Source organism: Metabacillus endolithicus, from assembly GCF_023078335.1.
In the GTDB taxonomy this organism is placed as follows: Bacteria; Bacillota; Bacilli; order Bacillales; family Bacillaceae; genus Metabacillus; species Metabacillus endolithicus.
The window spans coordinates 664,729-686,368 of sequence record NZ_CP095550.1; the positions used below are offsets into that span (position 1 = coordinate 664,729).

At 32.9% G+C, this 21,640-nt stretch carries 28 protein-coding genes and 1 pseudogene; 11 read left to right on the forward strand and 18 right to left on the reverse strand.

The window, feature by feature from the left end:
- Nucleotides 1–77: 77 nt before the first annotated feature.
- A complete protein-coding gene (locus MVE64_RS03655; RefSeq protein ID WP_247343893.1) occupies nt 78–704 on the reverse strand; it encodes an HD domain-containing protein in 627 nt (208 codons plus the stop codon).
- Nucleotides 705–848: 144 nt separating this feature from the next.
- Here MVE64_RS03655 and MVE64_RS03660 point away from each other — a divergent pair, with 144 nt between their 5' ends.
- On the forward strand, nt 849–1,094 hold the full coding sequence (locus tag MVE64_RS03660; protein ID WP_247343895.1) for a hypothetical protein: 246 nt from the start codon (nt 849–851) through the stop codon (nt 1,092–1,094).
- A gap of 23 nt (nt 1,095–1,117) precedes the next feature.
- Here MVE64_RS03660 and MVE64_RS03665 read toward each other — a convergent pair whose 3' ends face one another.
- From MVE64_RS03665 to MVE64_RS03675, 3 genes are all read right to left on the reverse strand, one after another.
- Nucleotides 1,118–1,603 (reverse strand): glutathione peroxidase, encoded by a 486-nt coding sequence (locus MVE64_RS03665; protein ID WP_247343897.1) that lies wholly within the window; start codon nt 1,601–1,603, stop codon nt 1,118–1,120.
- A gap of 189 nt (nt 1,604–1,792) precedes the next feature.
- Entirely contained in the window at nt 1,793–2,140 is a 348-nt protein-coding gene (locus MVE64_RS03670) for a hypothetical protein (protein WP_247343900.1), read from the reverse strand.
- Nucleotides 2,141–2,149: 9 nt separating this feature from the next.
- The gene (locus MVE64_RS03675) at nt 2,150–3,841 is read right to left on the reverse strand and encodes a formate--tetrahydrofolate ligase (RefSeq protein WP_247343902.1); all 1,692 of its coding nucleotides are present in this window, start codon (nt 3,839–3,841) and stop codon (nt 2,150–2,152) included.
- A gap of 223 nt (nt 3,842–4,064) precedes the next feature.
- Here MVE64_RS03675 and metA point away from each other — a divergent pair, with 223 nt between their 5' ends.
- From metA to MVE64_RS03695, 4 genes are all read left to right on the forward strand, one after another.
- Nucleotides 4,065–4,973 carry a homoserine O-acetyltransferase MetA gene (metA, locus tag MVE64_RS03680; protein WP_247343905.1) on the forward strand — a complete coding sequence of 303 codons (909 nt, stop codon included), beginning with the start codon at nt 4,065–4,067 and terminating at the stop codon, nt 4,971–4,973.
- A 219-nt stretch (nt 4,974–5,192) separates the two neighbouring features.
- A complete protein-coding gene (locus MVE64_RS03685) occupies nt 5,193–6,344 on the forward strand; it encodes a diglucosyl diacylglycerol synthase (protein ID WP_425594003.1) in 1,152 nt (383 codons plus the stop codon).
- Between the two features lie 53 nt (nt 6,345–6,397).
- On the forward strand, nt 6,398–7,393 hold the full coding sequence (locus MVE64_RS03690; RefSeq protein WP_247343910.1) for a metal-dependent hydrolase: 996 nt from the start codon (nt 6,398–6,400) through the stop codon (nt 7,391–7,393).
- 172 nt (nt 7,394–7,565) lie between these two features.
- The gene (locus tag MVE64_RS03695; protein ID WP_162987399.1) at nt 7,566–7,718 is read left to right on the forward strand and encodes a hypothetical protein; all 153 of its coding nucleotides are present in this window, start codon (nt 7,566–7,568) and stop codon (nt 7,716–7,718) included.
- Nucleotides 7,719–7,769: 51 nt separating this feature from the next.
- Here the strand turns inward: MVE64_RS03695 and MVE64_RS03700 are convergent, their stop codons facing one another.
- Nucleotides 7,770–8,036: a phosphocarrier protein HPr gene (locus MVE64_RS03700; protein ID WP_098797430.1), complete on the reverse strand. Its 267-nt coding sequence runs from the start codon at nt 8,034–8,036 to the stop codon at nt 7,770–7,772.
- A 144-nt stretch (nt 8,037–8,180) separates the two neighbouring features.
- Nucleotides 8,181–8,321, reverse strand: coding sequence for a hypothetical protein (locus MVE64_RS03705; protein WP_247343913.1), 141 nt, complete (start codon nt 8,319–8,321; stop codon nt 8,181–8,183).
- A gap of 397 nt (nt 8,322–8,718) precedes the next feature.
- Here MVE64_RS03705 and cspD point away from each other — a divergent pair, with 397 nt between their 5' ends.
- Nucleotides 8,719–8,919, forward strand: a complete 201-nt coding sequence (cspD, locus tag MVE64_RS03710; RefSeq protein WP_046590248.1) for a cold-shock protein CspD — start codon at nt 8,719–8,721, stop codon at nt 8,917–8,919.
- A 144-nt stretch (nt 8,920–9,063) separates the two neighbouring features.
- Here the strand turns inward: cspD and MVE64_RS03715 are convergent, their stop codons facing one another.
- Nucleotides 9,064–9,264 (reverse strand): hypothetical protein, encoded by a 201-nt coding sequence (locus MVE64_RS03715; protein WP_098797432.1) that lies wholly within the window; start codon nt 9,262–9,264, stop codon nt 9,064–9,066.
- Between the two features lie 197 nt (nt 9,265–9,461).
- Here MVE64_RS03715 and MVE64_RS03720 point away from each other — a divergent pair, with 197 nt between their 5' ends.
- Nucleotides 9,462–9,728, forward strand: coding sequence for a DUF2564 family protein (locus MVE64_RS03720; protein WP_247343916.1), 267 nt, complete (start codon nt 9,462–9,464; stop codon nt 9,726–9,728).
- Between the two features lie 115 nt (nt 9,729–9,843).
- On the opposite strand, the gene MVE64_RS03725 is transcribed toward MVE64_RS03720, so the two are convergent.
- Together MVE64_RS03725 and MVE64_RS03730 are read right to left on the reverse strand one after the other, a co-directional pair.
- Entirely contained in the window at nt 9,844–10,020 is a 177-nt protein-coding gene (locus MVE64_RS03725) for a zinc-finger domain-containing protein (protein ID WP_098797434.1), read from the reverse strand.
- Nucleotides 10,013–10,699, reverse strand: coding sequence for a reverse transcriptase-like protein (locus tag MVE64_RS03730; protein WP_345740746.1), 687 nt, complete (start codon nt 10,697–10,699; stop codon nt 10,013–10,015). Before MVE64_RS03730 ends, MVE64_RS03725 begins: the two co-directional genes overlap by 8 nt.
- Nucleotides 10,700–10,925: 226 nt before the next feature.
- On the opposite strand from MVE64_RS03730, the gene MVE64_RS03735 reads away from it, so the two are divergent.
- Genes MVE64_RS03735 through MVE64_RS27730 form a run of 3 tightly spaced genes read left to right on the forward strand, consistent with a single transcriptional unit; the run spans nt 10,926 to nt 12,251 of the window.
- Complete coding sequence (locus tag MVE64_RS03735) at nt 10,926–11,315, forward strand: reverse transcriptase-like protein (RefSeq protein WP_231307732.1); 390 nt, start codon at nt 10,926–10,928, stop codon at nt 11,313–11,315.
- Between the two features lie 28 nt (nt 11,316–11,343).
- Nucleotides 11,344–11,562, forward strand: coding sequence for an EamA family transporter (locus MVE64_RS28285; protein WP_486639810.1), 219 nt, complete (start codon nt 11,344–11,346; stop codon nt 11,560–11,562).
- On the forward strand, nt 11,538–12,251 hold the full coding sequence (locus MVE64_RS27730; protein ID WP_486639812.1) for a DMT family transporter: 714 nt from the start codon (nt 11,538–11,540) through the stop codon (nt 12,249–12,251). Before MVE64_RS28285 ends, MVE64_RS27730 begins: the two co-directional genes overlap by 25 nt.
- A 20-nt stretch (nt 12,252–12,271) precedes the next feature.
- On the opposite strand, the gene MVE64_RS03745 is transcribed toward MVE64_RS27730, so the two are convergent.
- Nucleotides 12,272–12,538, reverse strand: a complete 267-nt coding sequence (locus MVE64_RS03745) for a DUF6123 family protein (protein ID WP_098797438.1) — start codon at nt 12,536–12,538, stop codon at nt 12,272–12,274.
- A gap of 146 nt (nt 12,539–12,684) precedes the next feature.
- Between MVE64_RS03745 and sspL the strand changes: the two are divergent.
- Nucleotides 12,685–12,810: pseudogene (gene sspL, locus MVE64_RS03750) on the forward strand (small, acid-soluble spore protein L); the annotation flags it as partial.
- A 35-nt stretch (nt 12,811–12,845) separates the two neighbouring features.
- Here the strand turns inward: sspL and MVE64_RS03755 are convergent.
- From MVE64_RS03755 to MVE64_RS03795, 8 genes are all read right to left on the reverse strand, one after another.
- Nucleotides 12,846–13,745, reverse strand: coding sequence for a 5'-3' exonuclease (locus MVE64_RS03755; RefSeq protein ID WP_247343921.1), 900 nt, complete (start codon nt 13,743–13,745; stop codon nt 12,846–12,848).
- A gap of 190 nt (nt 13,746–13,935) precedes the next feature.
- Nucleotides 13,936–14,073 (reverse strand): hypothetical protein, encoded by a 138-nt coding sequence (locus MVE64_RS03760; protein WP_247343922.1) that lies wholly within the window; start codon nt 14,071–14,073, stop codon nt 13,936–13,938.
- 105 nt (nt 14,074–14,178) lie between these two features.
- The gene (locus tag MVE64_RS03765) at nt 14,179–14,445 is read right to left on the reverse strand and encodes a DUF2533 family protein (RefSeq protein WP_247343925.1); all 267 of its coding nucleotides are present in this window, start codon (nt 14,443–14,445) and stop codon (nt 14,179–14,181) included.
- 251 nt (nt 14,446–14,696) lie between these two features.
- Nucleotides 14,697–18,287 carry a dynamin family protein gene (locus tag MVE64_RS03775; protein ID WP_247343929.1) on the reverse strand — a complete coding sequence of 1,197 codons (3,591 nt, stop codon included), beginning with the start codon at nt 18,285–18,287 and terminating at the stop codon, nt 14,697–14,699.
- A gap of 356 nt (nt 18,288–18,643) precedes the next feature.
- Nucleotides 18,644–19,198 (reverse strand): isoprenylcysteine carboxyl methyltransferase family protein, encoded by a 555-nt coding sequence (locus tag MVE64_RS03780; protein ID WP_247343931.1) that lies wholly within the window; start codon nt 19,196–19,198, stop codon nt 18,644–18,646.
- Entirely contained in the window at nt 19,199–20,296 is a 1,098-nt protein-coding gene (locus tag MVE64_RS03785; RefSeq protein ID WP_247343933.1) for a type III polyketide synthase, read from the reverse strand.
- A gap of 225 nt (nt 20,297–20,521) precedes the next feature.
- The gene (locus tag MVE64_RS03790) at nt 20,522–21,061 is read right to left on the reverse strand and encodes a GNAT family N-acetyltransferase (RefSeq protein ID WP_247343935.1); all 540 of its coding nucleotides are present in this window, start codon (nt 21,059–21,061) and stop codon (nt 20,522–20,524) included.
- Between the two features lie 91 nt (nt 21,062–21,152).
- On the reverse strand, nt 21,153–21,560 hold the full coding sequence (locus MVE64_RS03795) for a VWA-like domain-containing protein (RefSeq protein WP_247343938.1): 408 nt from the start codon (nt 21,558–21,560) through the stop codon (nt 21,153–21,155).
- Nucleotides 21,561–21,640: the final 80 nt, after the last annotated feature.

Consider the following 21,640-nt stretch of genomic DNA (forward strand, 5'->3'; position numbering starts at 1 on the left):
GACCGTCTATACCCATATTGACGCTTAACAGTTGAAAAAACACAAATTCTTTGAAAAAGCCAAGCATAATGCCTGTGTTATATTTTTTCCAGACCATTCCACTCTGTTAGAAACTGCTCCAAAAAACCTTCGAGATATTGATGTCGCTCTTCAGCTAAAAGCTTTCCGGTTTTAGTGTTCATTAACTCTTTCAATTTTAATAATTTATCATAAAAATGCTGTATTGCATTAGACAAGTCCAAACCTTCCGGATCATAAATCACATTTCCTCTAGAACCAGCAAAAGCAAACGTCCTGGCTATTCCAATCGCTCCAATCGCATCTAAACGATCAGCGTCTTGAACAATTTTCCCCTCAAGTGAAAGCTGACCAGCTGAAATATGCTTTCTAAAGCTTATATTCTCAATGATAAAGAGAATTTCGTCCATTTCATTATTATCAACTTCCAATTCAATTAATAGTTTTTTTACATCAGTCACTTCTAGTTTTATCTCATTTGACAGCTTGTCATCTATTAGGTCATGTAAAAGTGCAGCTGTTTCAACAATGAACATATTTACTTCCTCTTCATGCTTCCCGATAAGTAAGGCATTTTTTCTAACTCGATCAATATGCCACCAGTCGTGACCGCTACCCTCTTGCTTTAATCTTTCTTTCACAAAATCTTCTATCGTTTGTACGATAATTTTCTTTGTTTTCTCCACTTTAAAATTACACTCCTCATTCTTAAGAAACGATTTTTGAAATGATAACAATCTTTTTATAGAAACCTATTAAGTACCAAATGCAAAAACACTGACTAGCTCATTTACATATACTACTTTATCAATTTTTAAAGGAGTATGTTCATGAAAAACGCGAGAAACCAACAGCAACCAATGATCGGTCAAGCTTGGACTGGTAAGCATGTTATTCTTCTACATTGCAATGAACGAAATCAATTTAAGCAACTATATAGTAGCTATCATGCCCCAATCGAGCCACCTCGTCAAAATTGTGCTGAGACTTTGTCACAACTTTTTAGTATTGGATATAAAGTGAAACAAGTTACCAACCTTACCAAAGGACAACTACAGTATTTGCTTGTTCTTTAGCTATTGAAAAAGAAGTCTAACGTTTAGACTTCTTTTAGTAACTTTTCAATATGAGGTTTGATTTCTTTTGGATTTGTATTCGGTGAAAATCGCTCTATTGGTTGACCATTAGAATTCACAAGAAATTTTGTGAAATTCCATTTTATCGATTTTGTTCCAAGCAATCCTGGAGTTTCAGATGCCAAATACTTAAATAATGGATGAGCATTTTCACCGTTAACATCAATTTTTGCAAACATTGGAAAACGAACACCATAGTTAATTTCACAAAAACTTTCAATTTCTTCATTATTACCCGGTTCCTGCCCCATGAATTGATTACAAGGAAAACCAAGAATGGTAAGACCTTGTTTATGATATTCCTCATAAAGAGTTTGTAATTCTTTATATTGAGGCGTAAAACCACATTTACTAGCCGTATTTACAATAAGAAGGACCTGATTCCGATATTCTTCCAATGTTTTTATTTCACCTTTGATTGTTTCTACTTTAAATTGGTATAAACTCATTATTTGAAGCCTCCTTTTATTTGAAAATCTATTACCTCTTGGAGTTCAGCCCTAATAGTGAAATTGAATGGTCCAAAATATTTATTAAATCATCAATGGAATCTTCACCAAATAAAGTTTGAAATTCCACCATATATTTGTGATGATACTTGACGCTAAGGTCAGTTATCTCTTTTGTTAAAAATAACTTCACAAAATGTTGTTTTCCCCAACTTCTTTTAATTTTTTTAGTAATAATTCATCATATTCATGTGTACCGTTGTTCTCACAGAAAGTCACAGTCACATAACAGCCGGGCTTTTCATTAGTTTCTAACAACTCTCCAGATAATTCCCGGTGAGGTATTTCCATTTCAATGATGATTGACCGTTTGCTTTTTCTAGCATCTTCAATTGTAATTAAATATTTTCTAACCATTGAGGCTAAGTCAACAATATCACTTCGACCAATAACGTTTATCTTCCCTTCAAGGTCCAAGTCATATATATATCCTTCTATTACTACTTTCAAGTTATCAAAGACAGTTGGATCAAACATATTTACCTCCTAAAACAAGCCAGTTGCCTTTCCATCTACTGAAACATCCATATTTAGAGCTGCAGGCTCAGATGGTAAACCTGGCATTGTCATGATATCACCGGTTAAAGCAACGATAAAGCCGGCACCTAAGGAGCCCTTTAATTCACGTATTGTGATCGTAAAGCTTTCAGGTCTACCTAACACAGAGGCATCATCTGTTAAAGAATATTGTGTTTTAGCCATACAAATAGGCAAATTGCTCCATCCCAAGAACTCAAATTCTTGAATTTGTTTCTTTGCTTTATTTGTGAACTGAACTCCTGTTGCTCCATAAACTTTACTTGCAATATTGAAAATTTTCTGTTCAATCGAATCTTCATCTTTATATAGAAATTGAAAAGAATTTTCTCCCTCTTCAATAATCTTGAGTACTTTTTCAGCTAGTTCTACTCCTCCATTGCCGCCATGTTCCCATACTTCACATAAAACAGCAGGATGACCTTCCTGATCACTCCAATTTAATAGTTCTGTTATTTCAGCTTCTGTATCAGAAACAAATTTATTAATTGCTACTACGTATGGCAGTCCAAAGCTTTTTATTGTTTCAATATGTTTTTTTAAGTTTGTTATTCCTTTTATTAGAGCATCCGTATTTTCTTGCTGTAATTGATCTTTCCTCAATCCACCATGCATTTTAAGAGCTCTTATTGTTGCGACGATGACAACAGCAGAAGGATTAAGCTTTCCAATTCGAGATTTTATATTAAGGAATTTTTCCGCCCCTAAATCAGCACCGAATCCAGCTTCAGTTACCACATAATCTCCAAGCATTGTCGCCATTTTGGTCGCAAGCAAACTATTACAACCATGTGCAATGTTCGCAAATGGTCCACCATGAATTAGAGCCGGTGTATGTTCAATTGTTTGAACAAGATTAGGCTTTATCGCTTCTTTTAAAAGAAGAGTTAAAGCACCTTCAACACCCAAATCGGCCACTGTAACCGGGTCTTTTGAGTATGTATATCCGATTACTATCCTTGAAAGTCTCTCTCTAAGATTATCTAAACTGCTAGCTAAACATAAAACAGCCATAATTTCAGAAGCTACCGTAATATCGAAATGGTCTTCTCTTGGAATGCCATTTGTAGGTCCACCTAAGCCGATGGTAATATTTCGAAGAGCTCGATCATTTAAATCTAATGCTCGTCTCCATACAATTCTTCTAGGATCGATATTTAAATAATTTCCGTGGTGAAGATGATTATCAATAAATGAAGCCAACGCATTATTTGCTGTCGTAATTGCATGTATGTCACCTGTAAAATGCAGGTTTATTTCATCCATAGGAATAACTTGAGAATAGCCGCCACCTGTAGCTCCACCTTTTAATCCCATTGTTGGTCCAAGCGAAGGTTCTCTCATTGCAATAATCGCTTTTTTGTTTAGTTTATTAAGTGCTTGAGCCAAACCTACTGTTACTGTTGATTTTCCTTCTCCAGCTGGGGTTGGGTTAGTAGATGTAACTAAAATAAGCTTACCTGGTTCTTTCTCCTTTAATCTTTCTAAAACATCAAGAGAAATTTTAGCTTTATATTTTCCAAATAGCTCTAACTCTTCTTCCTTTAAATCTAAATGATTATTGGCTATTTGCTGTATTGGTAAAAGTGGTGTTTCAAGGGCAATTTCGATATCTGATTTAAATTTTTGATGACTATTCACTGTTTTTTCCTCGCTTTGTTGTTAAAATGATCTTTAGAATATATTACCATACATCCTTATCCATCAATCAATATGTCAATTTATTAATGTAGAAAAACAATTATTTGAAATATATAAATTGAATTATTTTTCTAAACTTTCTATAATAAAGAATCAGTCATTTGTCATATTTATCAATTATTGTTATGACAATAATATAAAGTTTATTTCGGAGGTGTTTTCTTTGCCAATCAATATTCCAAATCACTTACCAGCGAAAGAAATCCTTGAACAGGAAAATATCTTTATCATGGATGAAAATAGAGCATACTCTCAGGATATACGTCCTTTAAATATTATCATTCTAAATATCATGCCTGAAAAAGAAAAAACAGAAACACAGTTGTTACGACTATTGGGTAACTCACCATTACAGTTAAACATTACTTTTTTACGTCCTGAAACACATAAATCAAAAACAACTGCAATAGAGCACTTAAAGGAATTTTATACAACTTTTAGACATATCCAGCATAAAAAGTTTGATGGGATGATTATTACTGGTGCACCAATTGAGCATTTGGAGTTCAATGAAGTCTCATATTGGCCTGAACTTCAAACAATTATGGACTGGACTAGAACAAATGTTACCTCAACTTTACATATTTGTTGGGGTGCCCAAGCAGGACTTTACCATCACTATGGCGTAAATAAATATCAATTGGATAAAAAATGCTTTGGAATTTTTGAGCATGAAATTGTAGATCCAACAGTAAAATTGGTAAGAGGTTTTGATGACCTTTACTTTGTTCCACACTCTAGACATACAGATGTATTAAAAGAGGAAATTGAACGAGTTGAAGATCTTCAAATTCTTTCTTATTCCGATAAAGCGGGAGTTTGTTTAGTGATGTCACAGGATGGTAAACAAATCTTTTTAACAGGGCATCCTGAATATGAATTAACTTCATTAAAAGATGAATATGAACGTGATCTTTCAAAGGGCCTGGAAATCGAGATGCCAGAAAATTATTTTAAAAATAACGATCCTAAAAATAGACCAATACAGTGTTGGAGGTCACATGCGAACCTACTGTTTGTGAATTGGCTGAACTATTACGTATACCAAGAAACACCGTATATTTGGGATTGAAAGTCTCGCAAACTATTTATCTAACCACAATTCTATTTAAAAATTCAATATTTTTTACAACCACTTTACATCTTAAGAAATACTTAATAATTGCTTTATAAAAAAGTAATAATTATATGGTAATCTTTAAGACAAATTGAGTTCATATTTTACATATAGTTTGATATGAACTTTTTTTCTTGTAATGATCCGTTTCTTTACTAGATTGAGGTGAAAATGTTGAAAAGAAATTCGAAGGTGTTAATTTTGACAGCTAAATATGGCAATGGTCATGTTCAAGTTGCAAAGACATTAGAAGATAAGTGTAAGCAGATGGGTTTTAGCAAGGTAATTGTGTGTAATCTTTACTCGGAATCTTTTCCCGTTTTTTCAGAAATAACCCAATACTTATATTTAAAAAGTTTCTCAATCGGAAAACAATTTTATCGCCTGTTTTACTACGGAGTTGATAAAATTTATAACAAAAGAATGATGAACCTTTATTTTAAAATGGGGCACAAACGTTTGCATCAAATCGTGACAAGTGAGCAACCCGACATGATCATTAATACCTTCCCAATGATTGTTGTTCCTGAATATCGTCGTAAGACTGGTACAGTGATTCCCACGTTTAATGTCCTGACTGACTTTTGTTTACACAGAATTTGGGTTCATGAAAATATTGATAAATATTATGTTGCTACAAATCATGTTAAGGAGAAACTTTTACAACTTGGCATCCATCCAAGCACAATAAAAGTCACAGGAATACCTATTCGGAAACAATTCGAAGAAAAAATGGATTTAAACGAAATCTATGAAAAATACAAGTTAGATCCTGATAAGAAAACATTACTTATCGTCGCAGGTGCACATGGAGTTTTAAAAAATGTTAAGGAATTATGCCAATCATTTATTAAACAAAGTGAACATATTCAAACCGTCGTTGTTTGTGGAAACAATACTTTACTAAAAGAAACGCTGGATCCTCTCGCTACTCAGTATCCTGAGCAATTTAGTGTATTAAGTTATGTTGAGCGAATTGATGAGTTATACCGAGTTGCTTCATGCATGATAACAAAGCCAGGGGGTATTACTCTAACAGAAGCAACTGCAATTGGGTTACCTGTTGTCCTTTTTAAACCTGTTCCTGGTCAAGAAAAAGAAAATGCCCACTTTTTTGAAGATAATTCTTCCGCAATTATTATTAATCAAATTGAAGATATTTTTGATGAAGTAAATCAATTATTGGCAGATGATCTAAAGTTACAAAAAATGAGAGACAATATTAAAAAACTACATGTGCCTAATTCTTCAGATATTATTATTGAAGATATGATAAAAGAAGCTTCTTACATTAGAGATAAAAAAGTAATGGCGGGGATTCCGTAAACTATTAGTGTCTTAAACGGATGAGAGGTTTACCTTACTATCTGGAGGCCGAAATGGATACAAGTACTCACATAATAATGGGATTTGGTTTAGCTGGTTTAGCTTATATTGATCCTGCTGTCGCGGGTAGTCCTGAATTAGCACAAGCTATTATGGTTGGTACGGTCATAGGATCAAATGCACCAGATTTTGATTACGGAATTAAACTTTTAAAAGGTAATGGCATGTATATTGAGCATCATAGAGGTGCCTCTCATTCTATCCCTGCCCTTTTTCTTTGGACAGTACTTATTTCATGTTTTACGTTTCTCTTTTTTAAGGACGTTTCATTCTTTCCTTTACTTTATTGGACTTTTTTAGCAGTTATCTTACATGTTGGATTTGATATTTTAAATGCATATGGTACTCAAGCTGCAAGACCATTAACAAAAAAATGGTTGTCATTAAACTTTGTCCCGTTATTTGATCCATTTATCATCTTGGTTCACCTAATTTGTTTTTCATTTTGGACTATTGGATTTCATTCTGGATTTGTATTTTTATGGGGATATATCGTGATTATTGGTTATCTTGTTGTTCGTTTTTTCATATCACTAAAAAACAAAAAACAAGTTATTCAATCGATGGATATGAAAGGAATTTGTACAATTGTTCCAACTGTATGGCTTCGCAAATGGCATGTTGTGTTCGAAACAGATCAAATTTATTATGTTGGTATTCTTGATAAAAATGGTCTTCACCCTATCCATACTTTCGAAAAACATGATCAACTTTGCCCTTTTATTATTGCTTCCCAGGACGATCATAATGTAAAACATTTTCTAGCAAATTCAGGGCATGTTCATGCTATGTATGTTCCTCATCCAAAAGGATATGAAGTCCGTTGGATTGATCTGAGATTTCGTCATAATCATCATTACCCATATATGGCAGTGGTTAAACTTGATAAGAATCTTCAAGTTATCTCTTCATATACAGGGTGGATTTATCAGTCAAAGAAACTTCAACAAAAGCTTGTGCCCTCAAAAAACAATGCTGTACAAATGTAGCGGTATTTCTCTAAAGGTGTCCGGTTTTTTGACCGGACATCTTTTCTTTCATTTAAAGAGATCTTATGTTTAAGGAATATATTTTCACATTCAACAAAAAATAACTTCTGTATGATAAATCATTACTCATACATAGATTAGGAAATGTTTTCTTAATAAGAGGAGGATTATGATGACAAAAAAATATAATAAAGGTAGTAAAAATCAAAACTCGCCACAAAACGGAATGAATCAAATGGAGTTTGCTGAAGAACATATTGCCGGAGACAATAGCAAAGGAAACAAACGAAATAAAGATCAAAGAGACAAAACAAGAATGGAATAAATAAATTTCCACATGCAAAAGGCGGGTTATCCCCCGCCTTTTAACCAGTTATTACTCTCCTAGGCCTTCTGTAGTAATAGCGCGTTCAACAGCTTCTAGTGCTGCTTGTTCATCGCTTCCACTTGCTGTAATTGTCACTTTTGTTCCTTTAGAGATACCAAGTGACATTACGCCCATAATTGATTTTAAGTTAACTGTACGACCATTAGCCTCTAAGTTAACATCAGCTGTAAATGAATTTACTGCATTCACTAAAGCTGTTGCTGGTCTAGCGTGTAAACCTGCTTCACTTGTGATTGTAAACGATTTTTCTACCATTTTTAAATCCCCCTTCACATAAGCACTTTGGAAAGATGATTATGTATTCATCTTTACTCGCCAAAAACTTTTGACATGTATCAACACTATTATAAACTTTTTTTGAAAAAAGGGAACTAAATTTTCCATTAACTATTGTCTCTTTTAGCCTATTTTATATACATGATCTAATGGTATTTCATGATGAATATGTAACGTAATAGTATCTGTGTTCATTCGTTCTACAACGATAAAATTTTCTTCATGATCTTGAATTAAAATGATGGAAGATTTTCTTAAATACAATAGTTTATTTCCTACATTAACAATAGCTTGATAAAGCTCTATTAAACTCTGAATCATCTATTTTTTTTGAGGACGTAATAATGATGCTACTTCCATTTAAATCAAACTTACGCATTAAGATCCACTCCATACTTTTTAATCATTATATGCTTGTGTTATGTAAGTATTATCTATTCCACAAATGTAAGTTTCTGAAAGTTTTGTTAAAACATTTTTCTTGACCTTGACGGTTATCTTTAGATTAGTGTATAGTTAAATTATCATTAAGCTGAGTATATATTGTAATAATACATCTCAGAAAATCTATCATCCTTGTTAAAATCTACATATCATATTCATTAATGATAAAATTTTTTTTAGCACCACCCGTGCTACAGTATTAGGAGGATTAAGTACTATGCAAAACGGTAAAGTAAAATGGTTTAACAATGAAAAAGGTTTTGGATTCATCGAAGTTGAAGGCGGAGACGATGTATTCGTACACTTCACTGCTATCCAAGGCGATGGTTACAAATCATTAGAAGAAGGTCAAGAAGTTTCCTTTGAAATCGTTGAAGGTAACCGCGGACCACAAGCTGCTAACGTTACAAAGTTATAATCACAAGATTTCATACGTGTGATTTAACCATAAACAACTAGATTTAAAAGAGGCTGGATTTTTCAGCCTCTTTTTTGCGTTTATTATTATGTAACCAATCGTTAGATAATATGACTTGACCTTCAGTTTTTGTTGGCTCTCCTTTTATTTTGTCATGCCAGACTTCTGACTGATCAATAAATATTCGATTGCTTTAACATTTTGCTTAATACTTTTTTCAATTCTACTAACCTCATTTGAATTGAATATATTTGCGTTGTTCGCTATAAAGACCAATTTGTCAAGATCTTTATAAATTTCAGAAAATGCTTCTTTAATAGATGAATCTAACGGCTCAGTTGCCATAGTGAATCTCTCCTCCACCAATAAAATTTTGACAGATATATAGTCAAAATGATTTATATTAATCCTATATTTTTACAATATATAATCCTATTTTCATTTTAACATGACACCTTCATTTGTCATAGAAAATAATTTTGTTTTTTTTAACGAATATTTCATGTTAATAATTCAAAAAATAATGATTGGAGGTGTTTTTTATGGATCAAATAAATCATACTGGATTAATTAGTGGAATGAATGATTTAGGACAACTTGAAGCATCTGTAAAAGCAGCACAAAAAATGGTTGGAGCTGCAACAATGCAATTAGATCCGGAAGCTCTACAACATGCAGAAAATGCAATAAGAGATGCGAAGGATATTATGAGTCGCGCGAATGAAACAGGTGTTGATTCAGATTTTGTGAATAAACAGCAACAACTGTTACAACAGTGTGAGCATCAATTATCAGAAGCTAGAAAATAAATGCATTTATCTACAAAAAAATCCGCTATATGGCGGATTTTTTCGTTATCAAAAGGTGTTTTATTTACTATAGGTTATGATCTGCTTCTTGCTTTTAGTTTGTAACAGTTACATGTTACAACAACTTCTTGCCCACTTCTTTTATTTTCTCACCAACAGTACATTTATTAATACAAAAAGAATGGGCATAGCTTTTTCCATACTCTTCTCTAAAATGCTTTTTTAACAAGCAATTCACACAATAAGTATCAATGATTTCACTAAGTTCTTGGAGTGTTTGCTTTTTACTCATGTTCTTCAACGTCCTCATTTATGATCATTTTACTTCTAATCTCGATTCCTTCCATCGCTTGCGTTGCTAGCTTATCTGCTTCTGTATTTTCTTTTCTCGATACCGGCTCATAGGATGCTGTTATTTTCAGTTTTTTTAATTTGCCTTCTATGCGATCTAGCCAATTATTAAATTCTTCTTCATAACAAGGCCATTCACCTGATAGTTGGTTTAATACTACTTGCGAGTCACCTTTGAACAATACTTTTTGTTTCGTTATTCCGTTTTCCTCTAGAACATCCACCAAATAATGAAAGGCAGCATATTCTGCTTCATTGTTTGATTCCATTTCTTCTGCTTTTTCATTCATTCGAATTCGATATCGATTTCCACTTTGCGTGTAATAAACCACTGCACCGAATCCAGCTAATTTTGTGCTTTTATGAAATCCACCATCAAAAAAGGCAACAACATCATGTGGTTCATCTTTAACAATGTCTTTTAATTTTTTAAGCTCCTTAAGAGTCCATGACTGGCCATCCTCTGAGAAAAATGAAAGGTTCTTTACTCTTCCAGTTTGAAGAAAGTCCTCAGCCAAAACAATGGATTCATTTAAAGAATGATATTCTGTTGTTATCGTTGTTTCTAATTTTCTTTTTGTTTGATAAGTCCATTCTATGCGATAATTCAATAGATTCACTCCTGAAATTTCTTAATTTTAAGGGGAAATCTTGATGTTTCTATATCACTAATATCATCAAAACCGTTTCGAATAATTCTTCCTATAACTAATGTTATCAATGTGCTATAATCATATTCGATTTATTCTACTTGTGTTTGTTTTTATCATTTCCTTTATGATAATGCTATTAATTTTACCATCGTTTTAGTATTTAATGAAATATTTTAATTTTGGAGGTGTTTGTTTGATTGAAGTATATGTAGATGGAGCCAGTGCAGGTGATCCAGGTTTATCTGGTGCAGGAATCTTTATAAAAGGACATGGTACGGCCGAACAATACTCTTTACCTTTAGGATCTATGACAAATCATGAAGCAGAATATCATGCATTGATTAAAGGAATGGAGATTTGTTTGAATCAAGGATATAAAGTCGCTTCTTTTAGAACTGATTCACAACTTGTGGATCGAGCATTTGAAAAACAATTTGTTAAGAATAACAATTTTGCTCCTCTTTTAGAAAAGGTAATGAAGCTTTCTAATCAATTTGATTTGTTCTTCTTAAAATGGATTCCTAGTAAAGAAAATAAAGTCGCCGACCAGTTAGCCAGAAGTGCTATTTTGAAACAATCTTAGTTTATACTGAAAGAAAGAAGTGACATAAATGAAAAGAACGTTAGTAGCAGATGCAAGTCTGTTATTTGTAGCATTTATTTGGGGAGCAACCTTTGTGATTGTTCAAAATGCAATTGAATTTATACCACCTAATTTGTTTAATGGAATTCGCTTTTTAATTGCGGCAAAACTCTACTATCATTATTTCTCTTTAAAATCCCTAAAGGTTGGTTATCTAAAGAATTGCTTAAATCAGGAGTATTTTTAGGAATATTTTTATTTATTGGATATAGTTTTCAAACTGTTGGTCTGATGTATACAACATCCTCAAAAGCCGGATTTATTACAGGTCTAAGCGTTATGGTAGTTCCTTTATTATCTGTATTTATCTTGAAGGAAAAACCAAACTTTGTTGTATTTATCGCTGCTGGTGTAGGAACAATAGGCTTGTACTTTCTTACTGTTGCAGGATTATCCCAAATGAATATAGGTGATGGTCTTGTATTGATTTGTGCTATTGGGTTTGCCCTTCATATTGTTTATACAGGAAAATTTTCAAACAAACATAAAGCACTACCCTTAACTATCATTCAGCTCTTAACTGTCTCTCTATTAAGCTTTATAAGCGCTGGTTTATTCGAGAGATCATCAATTGTATCAACCGCCTTATTAAATATGGACGTTTTAATTGCGTTAGCTGTTACATCGATACTGGCAACTGCTCTAGCCTTTTTACTTCAAACTAAGTTTCAACAAATTACCACAGCCGCAAGAGTAGCGCTAATTTTTGCTATGGAACCAGTATTCGCTGCTCTAACAGCCTTTCTTTTAATTAACGAACGTTTAACTACAAATGGTTTAATTGGCTGCTTCCTTATTTTTTTAGCCATGATTGTTTCAGAATTGCCTAATATGAAAATACTTAAAACATCGATTAATCAAGAAACTAGTCTTTAAGCCCTAAGCTTAAAGACTTTTTACATTAAATTTAATGTTTGTATATGATGAAAAGCCTGTTTACGATTCAGTATGTCTTCTGCCTTAAATTGTTCTAATAATGAAATATAAAAAGAACCATCAAATTCTTTTTGTATTTTTAATGTAAGCTCAATGGCAATAATGACAATTTCATCTGATGTATCTGTATACTGCTGTCCAAACTCAATGAAACCATAAGCTTCCTCACCTAGGATAAATCCTTTACTAGCTAAAAAGGTAACATAATCTCTAACTGTACGAGCCATCCTGTATTATTCATCCTTATCGAAATATGTAGTACTTTGATCATATCAAAAAAACGTCGACAAATTCCATCTTTTTTCGTCATAAATTTCTTTGTGGATTTTTGGTCATAATACAAATGGAGGTGACCGAACATGAGCAGTGAAAAAAAGGTAATAATCGCGGAAGAAAAGCGCCAAGTGTTAACCCACAAGGTCATGCTGAAGATGTTGAATTTTCAACCGAGCCAAAAAGTAAACTTGAAAATGCAGCTAAGAAAAAAAATACGAAATAAAAAAGAGAGGCTTAGGCCTCTCTAAAATTTTAATATTATATAGCCTCTTTCACGTCAGTTACATTCTTTAGTAACTTTTGAATTCCTTTTAGTTCTAAATCCTTAATAATAGAAAATGCCTTTTCTTCGTCAATTTGAAAAATAGCATCTTCAAGTAAACATTCAAGAGGTGCTTGACAATTAATTTCGGCCAATTTTCTTGATAAAAGTAACATGTCCAAATCATTTTCTATTTTTGTTTTTTGACCTTTGGTTAACTCTGAAACATTTTGCAACAGCACATCAATTGATCGATATTGAGTAATTAATTTAAATGCTGTTTTCTCTCCTATTCCTTTTACACCAGGATAATTATCACTCGGATCGCCCATTAACGCCTTAACATCAATTAACATTTGAGGTTCGATTTGAAACTCTTCTATATATGAGTTCTTTGTATAATGTTTGTAATTACCGATTCCTTTTTGAAGGATCAATACGTCTACAGAATCATTTAAAAGCTGGAGAATATCTTTGTCACCGGTTATAATCGATACTTTCATATCATTTTCGTATGTTTTTGCAAGTGTTCCAATGCAATCATCAGCTTCATAACCTTCTATTCCTACGTTTGGAATATTTAATGCAGCTACAACTTCTTTTGCAAGGTCAAATTGCGGTTGAAGCTCTATTGGTGCCTCAGGTCTATTTGCTTTATAATCTGAAAAAATGTCATTTCTATAAGTTTTACTTCCCATATCCCAGCAACAGATAACATGTGTTGGTTTTGTATATTCTATAACAGAAATCAAATGCTTTAATAATCCTGAAATTGCATTTGTAGGTGTTCCTTTACTATTAATCATAAATTGCCCGTAAACAGATGTCGCAAAGAAAGAACGGAATAAAAGCGCCATCCCATCGACAATTAATAAGTGTTGTTTGTTGTTTTCCATTGAAATCTCCTTTCAAGCATATAAAAATAGATCGCTAGTTTCATCAGATTCATAGGTAAGTATAACATATATCTTTAAAGTAGGAGTTGGTACTTAGAGTTAATTTTGAGTGAGGTTATTGGAGGGGAAGTGGAAGTTAACACCACAAAGAAGCCAGTTGAAACTAAAAGTTCCACACTGGCTTCTTAGGCTAATCTTCTTTATTATCTTTACTAAGTTTTAATGCTTCGTGTTGAGCATATGATTCAAACTCAGTGTTAAAATCATTTTTCTTCTTTTTATTATTGTTGCGTTGTGCATTTGCATTTCCTAATTTTGTGCGTCCCATTTCATTCACACCTTTCACTTTAATCAATCGAGATTAGTTTTCCACTTGAAAGGCATTTCAATCGGGTTTGCTCAAAATGGTAGTTGGAAATGCTAGGAAGCACCTTTATTTACCATATTTCTTTACAACAAATTCTTCAACCATTTTCTTAGTCACAAGCTTACGTGTTGGAACGATTCCCTTTGAAGCAAGCTCATTCATTTCTTTTGTTACAGTATTAATTTGCTCAACCTCAAAAGGCTTCGCATTCACACATAAGAAGATCGCTTCCTCAATTAGTGCTTCCCTTTTTTCTTCAAGCTTTAAATATGCTTGAATATGGTGATGTTGGTTTTTACTATGCTGTGAAATAGCTTCATGTACATTACTCAATATTCTCACCTCGTTTTTCCATTAACCTCTTAACATGTTCCTTGGGAGTCCAGCAATTAAACGAATAAGTTGGCTTTGTCTCATATCTTAATCGAGTGCAGGTATAAAGCATAGAGTTGTTTTTTCGTACTGCCTCAAAATGTATACATGTAGCACAAACTTGATACGTTTTATGATCCATGCTCCTTCCCCCTACATGTTTTTGTTTATATCCATAGATTGTATCATAAAATTCCCAAGAAGAAGCATACTTAAGCTAAAAGTCCAATAACTTGACTAAGATTGGATTGCTCCTGTTTTAAGTAGCCTGTGTCTTCGAATTGAATGTCAAGAAGTGCCTCAAAGCTTTCTTCTGTTTGAACCGTAATTTGCTGAATTAAGCTTGAGTGCATCTTCATCACTGTATGTTGATAATAGTCAGAAAACTTCTGATTATAGTTATCTAATACCATTGTAACTGGCTCATTAAATCTTTCTGTTAGGTCTTCCCCCATTAATTTCTTTTCATTTTTCTCAAAGAAAGATTTTGTATTCTTAAATAATTTTAACGAAGGTTTTAATTGCGCTATCATATCCCGAGAAAACTCAACCGTGATATCGGGTGTTAACATTTCTTCGAATTCAACACTAGACAATGTGATGGATTGCGATTGTTTCTTTATGAGTTGAGAAATTCTTATATATTCATCATCAAAAGTCTTCTTTATCACATTTTCAATTCGCAAAGAAGTTGCTTGTAATTCTTGAACTAACTCAAACTCAACTGTTCTAACTAAATCGTCTAAGCAAGTCTGTAAAGCCTGCTGTGTATCACTTGTTTGATGAAAAACACTTGGATGAAAGCTTTCTTTAAAAAATTCATTAAAACGGAAGAACAATCTTTGCTTTAAATAAAAAACAAGTTCCTCAATTTCCTGGGTGACAGTTTTCTTTAAATGCTGATTTGATACTTGTGTTAATTCTTCTTTTACTTTTTGTTTTTCATTTAGCAGATTGTTTCGTATTTGTTCTTTTTCCATTCCACTCTTTTCAGCAGCATCGATTAATAATTCGATTCGTTCCTTAGAGCGTTTTAGATCTTCCCTAATTGAAATGATTGTTGTGTTTGTGAGCTCTTCTTTAATGAAAGAATCAAATTGCTTTTTAAAAGTTGCATAGTCTTTTTCATTAGTAAAGTTCTCAGAAAGTATATTTAAACTTGATACTCCATAAAGACGAACATTTCGTATTTCATGCTTTAAGAATTGATCTCGAATATATGCTTTGACTAGTTCAACCTCTTCTTCATCTTTCGCTAAATCAACTGCATTTATAATGAAGAACATTTTGTCTAATGTAAAAGAATCCTTTACCCTGCCCAGTTGCCTTAAAAATTCGCGGTCTCCTTTTGAAAAAGGATGGTTATAATATGTCACATAAAGGATGGCGTCTGCCTTTTTAATATACTGAAAGGCAACATCTGTATGACGCTTATGCAAAGAATCCGCTCCAGGCGTATCAACTAATGTAATACCTGCTCTTGTAATTGGACAATCAAAGTAAACAATTACTTCTTCAACCAAACATGCTTTATTTTCATTTGCAACAAAATCTTTAAAGGTTTCTTTTGAAGAAGTAAGTAACAAACCTGATGTTGTTAAGCTCTGATAATCAGGAAGAGCTGTTTTATATTTAGTTAACTGATCATTTTCATTTTGATCTTTTCCCTGGTGATTAAGCACACTTTTTACAAATACTTCAAAAGTAGAAGTGTCCTTTTCACTTAGTGTAGGGATACTTTCAATTACTTCCTTTTGTAATGCTTCCTTAGACTTTAATTTTACTTCCACTAACCCATGATGTTTTTCATTTGTCACTGGCGCGATTTTATTTATTGTGGCAGTAGTTGGATTAGGAGAGGAAGGTAAAAGCCTCTCACCAATTAATGCATTTGCAAAAGAAGATTTACCTGCACTAAAAGCCCCAAACAATGCAACTGTGAATGATCTGTTTTTATAACTATTAATTTTTCCTTCTAAAGAATCTGTGAATTGCTTGAAGCCTCGAATATTTTCGAGTGCTTTTAACATATTCTCTGCCTGTTGAATAAATTCATCTCGATTCCCTAAAGGCTGATCTGCCCTTGGGGCATCTAAGTCTGTCTCACTATCCTGAACTATACCATTAAGAACTTCCTCAAGCTTAAGAGTTCTTACACTTTTCTTATAAAATTGGTTTTCTTCCAACCATTTTTGATTATCTAATGAATCAACAAATTTTCCATGTCTAATTTTTAAAATATTTTCTTCATAGTTTGCCAGATTCTCAAATCTGCATACTACATCTTCAACTTTAGCCATCTCTGCTTTACAGTTAGTTAAATCCTTATAAATTGTGTCTAACTCACTTTGTCGACTATCTTTTACATAATCAATAATTTTCTGAAACAAGCTCATGACTTGTTGTTTACTATGCTTTTTTATTAATTCACTAACATCAGATGAATAGGTCAATACATACTGATTATTATAAGAAGCCCCTGCTTTCATAGCATCCGTTATCACTTGCTCTGTAACTTTAACAACAAATGATTGTACTTGTTGAATGACCTCTGGATCGTGTATTTCATAGGTTTTTAAATAGTCTTTTAGTAATGACTGAAAATGCCAGGATATTTGAGTTTCAATGTTTTGTTTTAAACTTTCATACAACTCAGTCTTTCTTCGATCACGTTCTTGATCTGTTTTTGTTTTTGAAAATAAAAACCCTACCTTAAATGCAGGATCAGCCGCCTCTATATAGGCTGCTGCTTTCTCTCTTGTTTCATAAGGAATTAAATTTGCACTTTTTAAAATAGCTGACACTTTATCATTTGTTTCAACAGTTAAATTTTCAATTATTTTTTCTTCATCATTTACTTTTTTCTCGATCAATTGTTTTTGCTCTTGAAGTGTGTTTAACCGATCACGAACTTCCTTTTCATCTACATCGGTTAAATTTAATTGCTCTTCATACTTCTCTATATGTTCTTTTATGACTTGTGTAACAGAATCATGAACATTTTGATCTATATAGCGCTTTTTATCCTCAACAATAACCTTAATAAGATCTTTTACTTGATCCAGTTGATTCGCAGGATGTTGGTCATCTTTTAATGTTGTAAAAAAGACATCTTGCGGATGTAATCCAACTTCACCAAATGAATCTTCAATATGCTTTTTAAAATGATTAAATTCAATTTCCTTTTCAACATGCTTATCAATTTGGTTTACAATAAGGAAAATCATTTTATTTCGATCTTTCATTTCTTTTATGAATGAAAGATTTTCCTCAGATTGAACATGGTTATAGTCTGTAACATAAAAAATGGTGTCGGCAATATGAAGCATGGACTCAGTCGATAACTTATGTGCTGCATCTGTAGAATCGATTCCAGGCGAATCCATAATCACAATATCTTCTTCAAGGTTTTGGTAAGGCTTTTTTATGGATATTCTTTCAATTTCGTCGCCTTGCTTACAATATTCTTTCACTTGCTCGATTGAATAATCTCCCGCTAATTCAATACTTTCTTTTGCAGAAGAATAAAGAGTGACTTGCTCTTGGCCTTTTTCTAATAGTACTAAGTTAGCACTTGTTGGAATAGGCTTTGTTGGGAGTATTTGTTCATCTAATAGCTTATTAATCATAGATGACTTACCAGCGGAAAAATGGCCAGCAAAGGCCACATATAGTTTCTGATGATAAAGCTTGTTAGCGAGCTCAACTAACTTATGAGCATTTTCAGTATCATGCTTTTTTATTTCATTATGAAGATTTATAACGATTTGCATTAGGTCTTTCGATTTCACAGCCGTTGTCATGATAATCCCCTTTGTCTCTATACATTTAATACCTTATATTTTACAGAATTTTATTATATTTTTCTATGCAAACTCATTTGTGTTTCTATACAAATTAATATCTTGGCTTTTCTAGATACATTAACAAAAAAATAAAGCCCACATTTCTGTGAGCTTTAAGCTTTTTGAGCATCTATATTCTTTAATATGTAACCAATCAATACACTATAAGTAACAACGGTACAACCGACAAATAACATAGTCATATTCGCAGCAGACCTCCATATTTTGAGAATGATTTTCAATATAGATTCATTCTATCATCAATGATAATCATTTTCAATATCTCTCCCGGAATTTTTTGAAAAATCTGCTGATTATCTTTTATTAGGTAAAAACCTTGATTTTACTGTAAATACTTCTTGATAATTTGTATATGTTTGAAGCGCTTTTTCTTCAGCAGGTATTCTAATTGTCATCATGACTATATTTAGCATAGTAAACACTAATGATGTGACATATGCATCGAACAACAGAGGGATAATTAGAATTTCTACTGCAACTACAACATAATTTGGGTGTTTGATAAATTGATATGGGCCTTTTGAAACGACAATATCATTTGGAACGATAATGATTTTTGTATTCCAATAATTTCCGAGAGAAATTACAGACCAGTATCTCATGAATTGTGTAATAAATAATATAGGTACTAACACAAACCAAACCTCAGTTAAATCTTTATGAAATATAATTACCTCTAATAAAAGCGAGATAAGAAACAGGACGTGTAGGGATACAATAAATGGGTAATGTTTATTACCATGTTCCTCTCCTCCCCTATTTATCATCCACTTTTCATTCTTTTTCGCAATATATAGCTCAGTAAGTCGCTGAACAATCAATAATGAAAATAAAAGATAAAACAACATTTATTTACCCTCCCACTTAACGAGTAGCATTTCAGAACTAAATCCTGGACCAAGTGCTCCAATTAAGCCATGTTCACCTGGTTTACCAACTTCACGTTTTAAATATTGTTCTAAAACATACATAACCGTTACTGATGACATATTTCCGTGTTTGATCAAGATTTCTTTTGAAATATGCAAATGATGTTCATTAAAACCTAGACCATCCATATACGCATCCAGCACCTTTTTACCACCAGGATGTGCAATAAAATGATTAATATCTTTTACTTCAAGGTCGTATTCCTTTAAGAAATCTATTACTTGCGGTTTCAACCATTTTTTAATAATAGAGGGAATATCACGAGAAAAAACAACATATAAACCATTATTTTTAATATTCCATCCCATTACATCTTCAGAATCTTTCATAAATGTCGATCTTGTCCCCAACAATCTTGGCAGTGAAGCCAATTTTGATCGTTTCTTCCAGTTCACATGACTTCCTGTGATACATGTACAGGCAACACCATCTGCAAACAATGACGTTCCAATCAAGTTGCTTTTCGTCTTATCGTCATGCTGAAAAGTAAGGCTACAAAGCTCAACAGAGATAACAAGAACCATTGCTTCAGGAAATGCCAGACAATATTCATATGCTCTGGACAAACCTGCTGCACCCCCAGCACACCCTAATCCCCAAATAGGGATGCGCTTAGTCGTTTCTTTAAAGGGTAAGCAATTCATAATTTTAGCATCAATACTAGGTGTGGAGATTCCTGTTGTACTAATGAAGAAAATCGCATCTATTTCTTTATAGTGAATGTCCTGCTGTAACAAGGTATGATTAGTTAAGCAATTTTTTACTGCCTCAACACCATATGTTACGGCTCTATCAATGTACAGTTCATTCTTTTCTTCAAATGTATGTGTTTGCTTATACCATTCAAGCGGTTCTGCAAATTGTCTTCTTTCTATTTCACCGTTTTTAAATACGGGTAGAAGTCGTTCTAGATCTTTAAAAGAGTCATGAAATATTTCTTTAGCAAACTCCACAGTTGTTTCCTGACTCATTTCATATTGTGGAATTGCCTTTCCAACAGATAACGCATAGACCATATTGGTTTTCACCTCATTTTCAATAAGGTTACTATCACCAACTTTGTCTAAAATTATCCATTTATATAAGTTTTTATGTAAAGTTACACAATTGCAAATTACCTTAACATATAAAAAAAGCCTTTCCCAATCAAAAGGGGAAAAGCTAACGTTTTAAAGGAGTTGTTGTTGTGCATCTTTATTATATATCATTTTTAGCTGTCACTCATTGAGAATTGTTGGAAATTACTTAAAGAAATATGCCATAAAAATCTCGTCATCATATTTTTCGTTAATTTTGACTTGATCCTTTTGTATACCTTCTTGTACAAATCCAAATCTTTCGTAAAGTTTATGAGCTAATCCATTTGACGCAAAAACGGTCAAGCATAATTTATGTAATTCATGAGCCTTACACCATTCAATCGTATAATTCAGAAGTTCCGTTCCAATTCCTTTTCCTTGAGCTGCCTCAACTAACCATGTACGAAAAAGTCCAGTGTGTCTTTTCATTTCCAATTCTCCCCTAATAACTCGAGCAATACCTACTATTTGATGATTTATTTCTACTGAGACATACATATTATCTAGGAGAGCCATATGCTCTATAAATTTGATTTCATCCTGTATAGATCGAGCGGCTTCCTTTTGGATATAGGAACCAGACTTAATAATCTGATCCACTGCACTAACGATTAATTCAGCATCTCTCTTTTCTACAGGTCGAAGGATAACTGTCTCGCCTGTTTTTGAGGTAAACTCTCTTATAAATGCTTTCTTATCCACGATAATGCCACCTTTGCTATCTCCTACTATAGAAAGGCTGACAACTTTTGTCAGCCTCTTTTCTTTCAACTCGAGAAGTAACTACGTAAATTTAAGCTACCCTTATCGCCTTTCCAAATGGTACTTTTGGGACAAATTCATCGGGAACCAACCAAAAAACTTCATTGTTTACCTGAAGTTCATCATAGAAATATCCAGTTACATCCGTTATATAAAAGAGGGTGTCTATTTTTTCTTTTTCACCCCACTCAAGCACTTCTGTATACGAGGACTTTCCATGAGTATAATAAGTAATTTTATCTTCCTTAATAGGAGTAATGCTTCTTATCTTAAAGTCAGCTTGCACTAGTAATGCATTAGGGGTTACTTCTCCAAATAACTTAACAATATTTTGTATTAACAGTGTGTTCGTTTGATTTGTAGAAGTATCAATCGCTAGAGCTATTTTCTTTCCGTCTCGTTGCTTTAATTTAGAAAGTAATTGCTTTTGCCATTTCATTTCATATCTCCCCCTCACATCTTTTGTGAAGCCAAGTCTATTTTTGCTCAAAAATCAGTTTACTATCCATTCTTAACAAC

Excerpts from the sequence above, each read along its gene's own strand:
- MVE64_RS03660 (WP_247343895.1), top strand. The coding sequence starts at position 849 with ATGAAAAACGCGAGAAACCAACAGCAACCAATGATCGGTCAAGCTTGG.
- MVE64_RS03665 (WP_247343897.1), bottom strand. The coding sequence starts at position 1,603 with ATGAGTTTATACCAATTTAAAGTAGAAACAATCAAAGGTGAAATAAAA.
- MVE64_RS03670 (WP_247343900.1), bottom strand. The coding sequence starts at position 2,140 with ATGTTTGATCCAACTGTCTTTGATAACTTGAAAGTAGTAATAGAAGGA.
- MVE64_RS03690 (WP_247343910.1), top strand. The coding sequence starts at position 6,398 with ATGGATACAAGTACTCACATAATAATGGGATTTGGTTTAGCTGGTTTA.
- MVE64_RS03695 (WP_162987399.1), top strand. The coding sequence starts at position 7,566 with ATGACAAAAAAATATAATAAAGGTAGTAAAAATCAAAACTCGCCACAA.
- MVE64_RS03700 (WP_098797430.1), bottom strand. The coding sequence starts at position 8,036 with ATGGTAGAAAAATCGTTTACAATCACAAGTGAAGCAGGTTTACACGCT.
- cspD (WP_046590248.1), top strand. The coding sequence starts at position 8,719 with ATGCAAAACGGTAAAGTAAAATGGTTTAACAATGAAAAAGGTTTTGGA.
- MVE64_RS03715 (WP_098797432.1), bottom strand. The coding sequence starts at position 9,264 with ATGGCAACTGAGCCGTTAGATTCATCTATTAAAGAAGCATTTTCTGAA.
- MVE64_RS03720 (WP_247343916.1), top strand. The coding sequence starts at position 9,462 with ATGGATCAAATAAATCATACTGGATTAATTAGTGGAATGAATGATTTA.
- MVE64_RS03725 (WP_098797434.1), bottom strand. The coding sequence starts at position 10,020 with ATGAGTAAAAAGCAAACACTCCAAGAACTTAGTGAAATCATTGATACT.
- MVE64_RS28285 (WP_486639810.1), top strand. The coding sequence starts at position 11,344 with ATGAAAAGAACGTTAGTAGCAGATGCAAGTCTGTTATTTGTAGCATTT.
- MVE64_RS03745 (WP_098797438.1), bottom strand. The coding sequence starts at position 12,538 with ATGGCTCGTACAGTTAGAGATTATGTTACCTTTTTAGCTAGTAAAGGA.
- MVE64_RS03755 (WP_247343921.1), bottom strand. The coding sequence starts at position 13,745 with ATGGAAAACAACAAACAACACTTATTAATTGTCGATGGGATGGCGCTT.
- MVE64_RS03760 (WP_247343922.1), bottom strand. The coding sequence starts at position 14,073 with ATGGGACGCACAAAATTAGGAAATGCAAATGCACAACGCAACAATAAT.
- MVE64_RS03775 (WP_247343929.1), bottom strand. The coding sequence starts at position 18,287 with ATGACAACGGCTGTGAAATCGAAAGACCTAATGCAAATCGTTATAAAT.
- MVE64_RS03780 (WP_247343931.1), bottom strand. The coding sequence starts at position 19,198 with ATGTTGTTTTATCTTTTATTTTCATTATTGATTGTTCAGCGACTTACT.
- MVE64_RS03785 (WP_247343933.1), bottom strand. The coding sequence starts at position 20,296 with ATGGTCTATGCGTTATCTGTTGGAAAGGCAATTCCACAATATGAAATG.
- MVE64_RS03795 (WP_247343938.1), bottom strand. The coding sequence starts at position 21,560 with ATGAAATGGCAAAAGCAATTACTTTCTAAATTAAAGCAACGAGACGGA.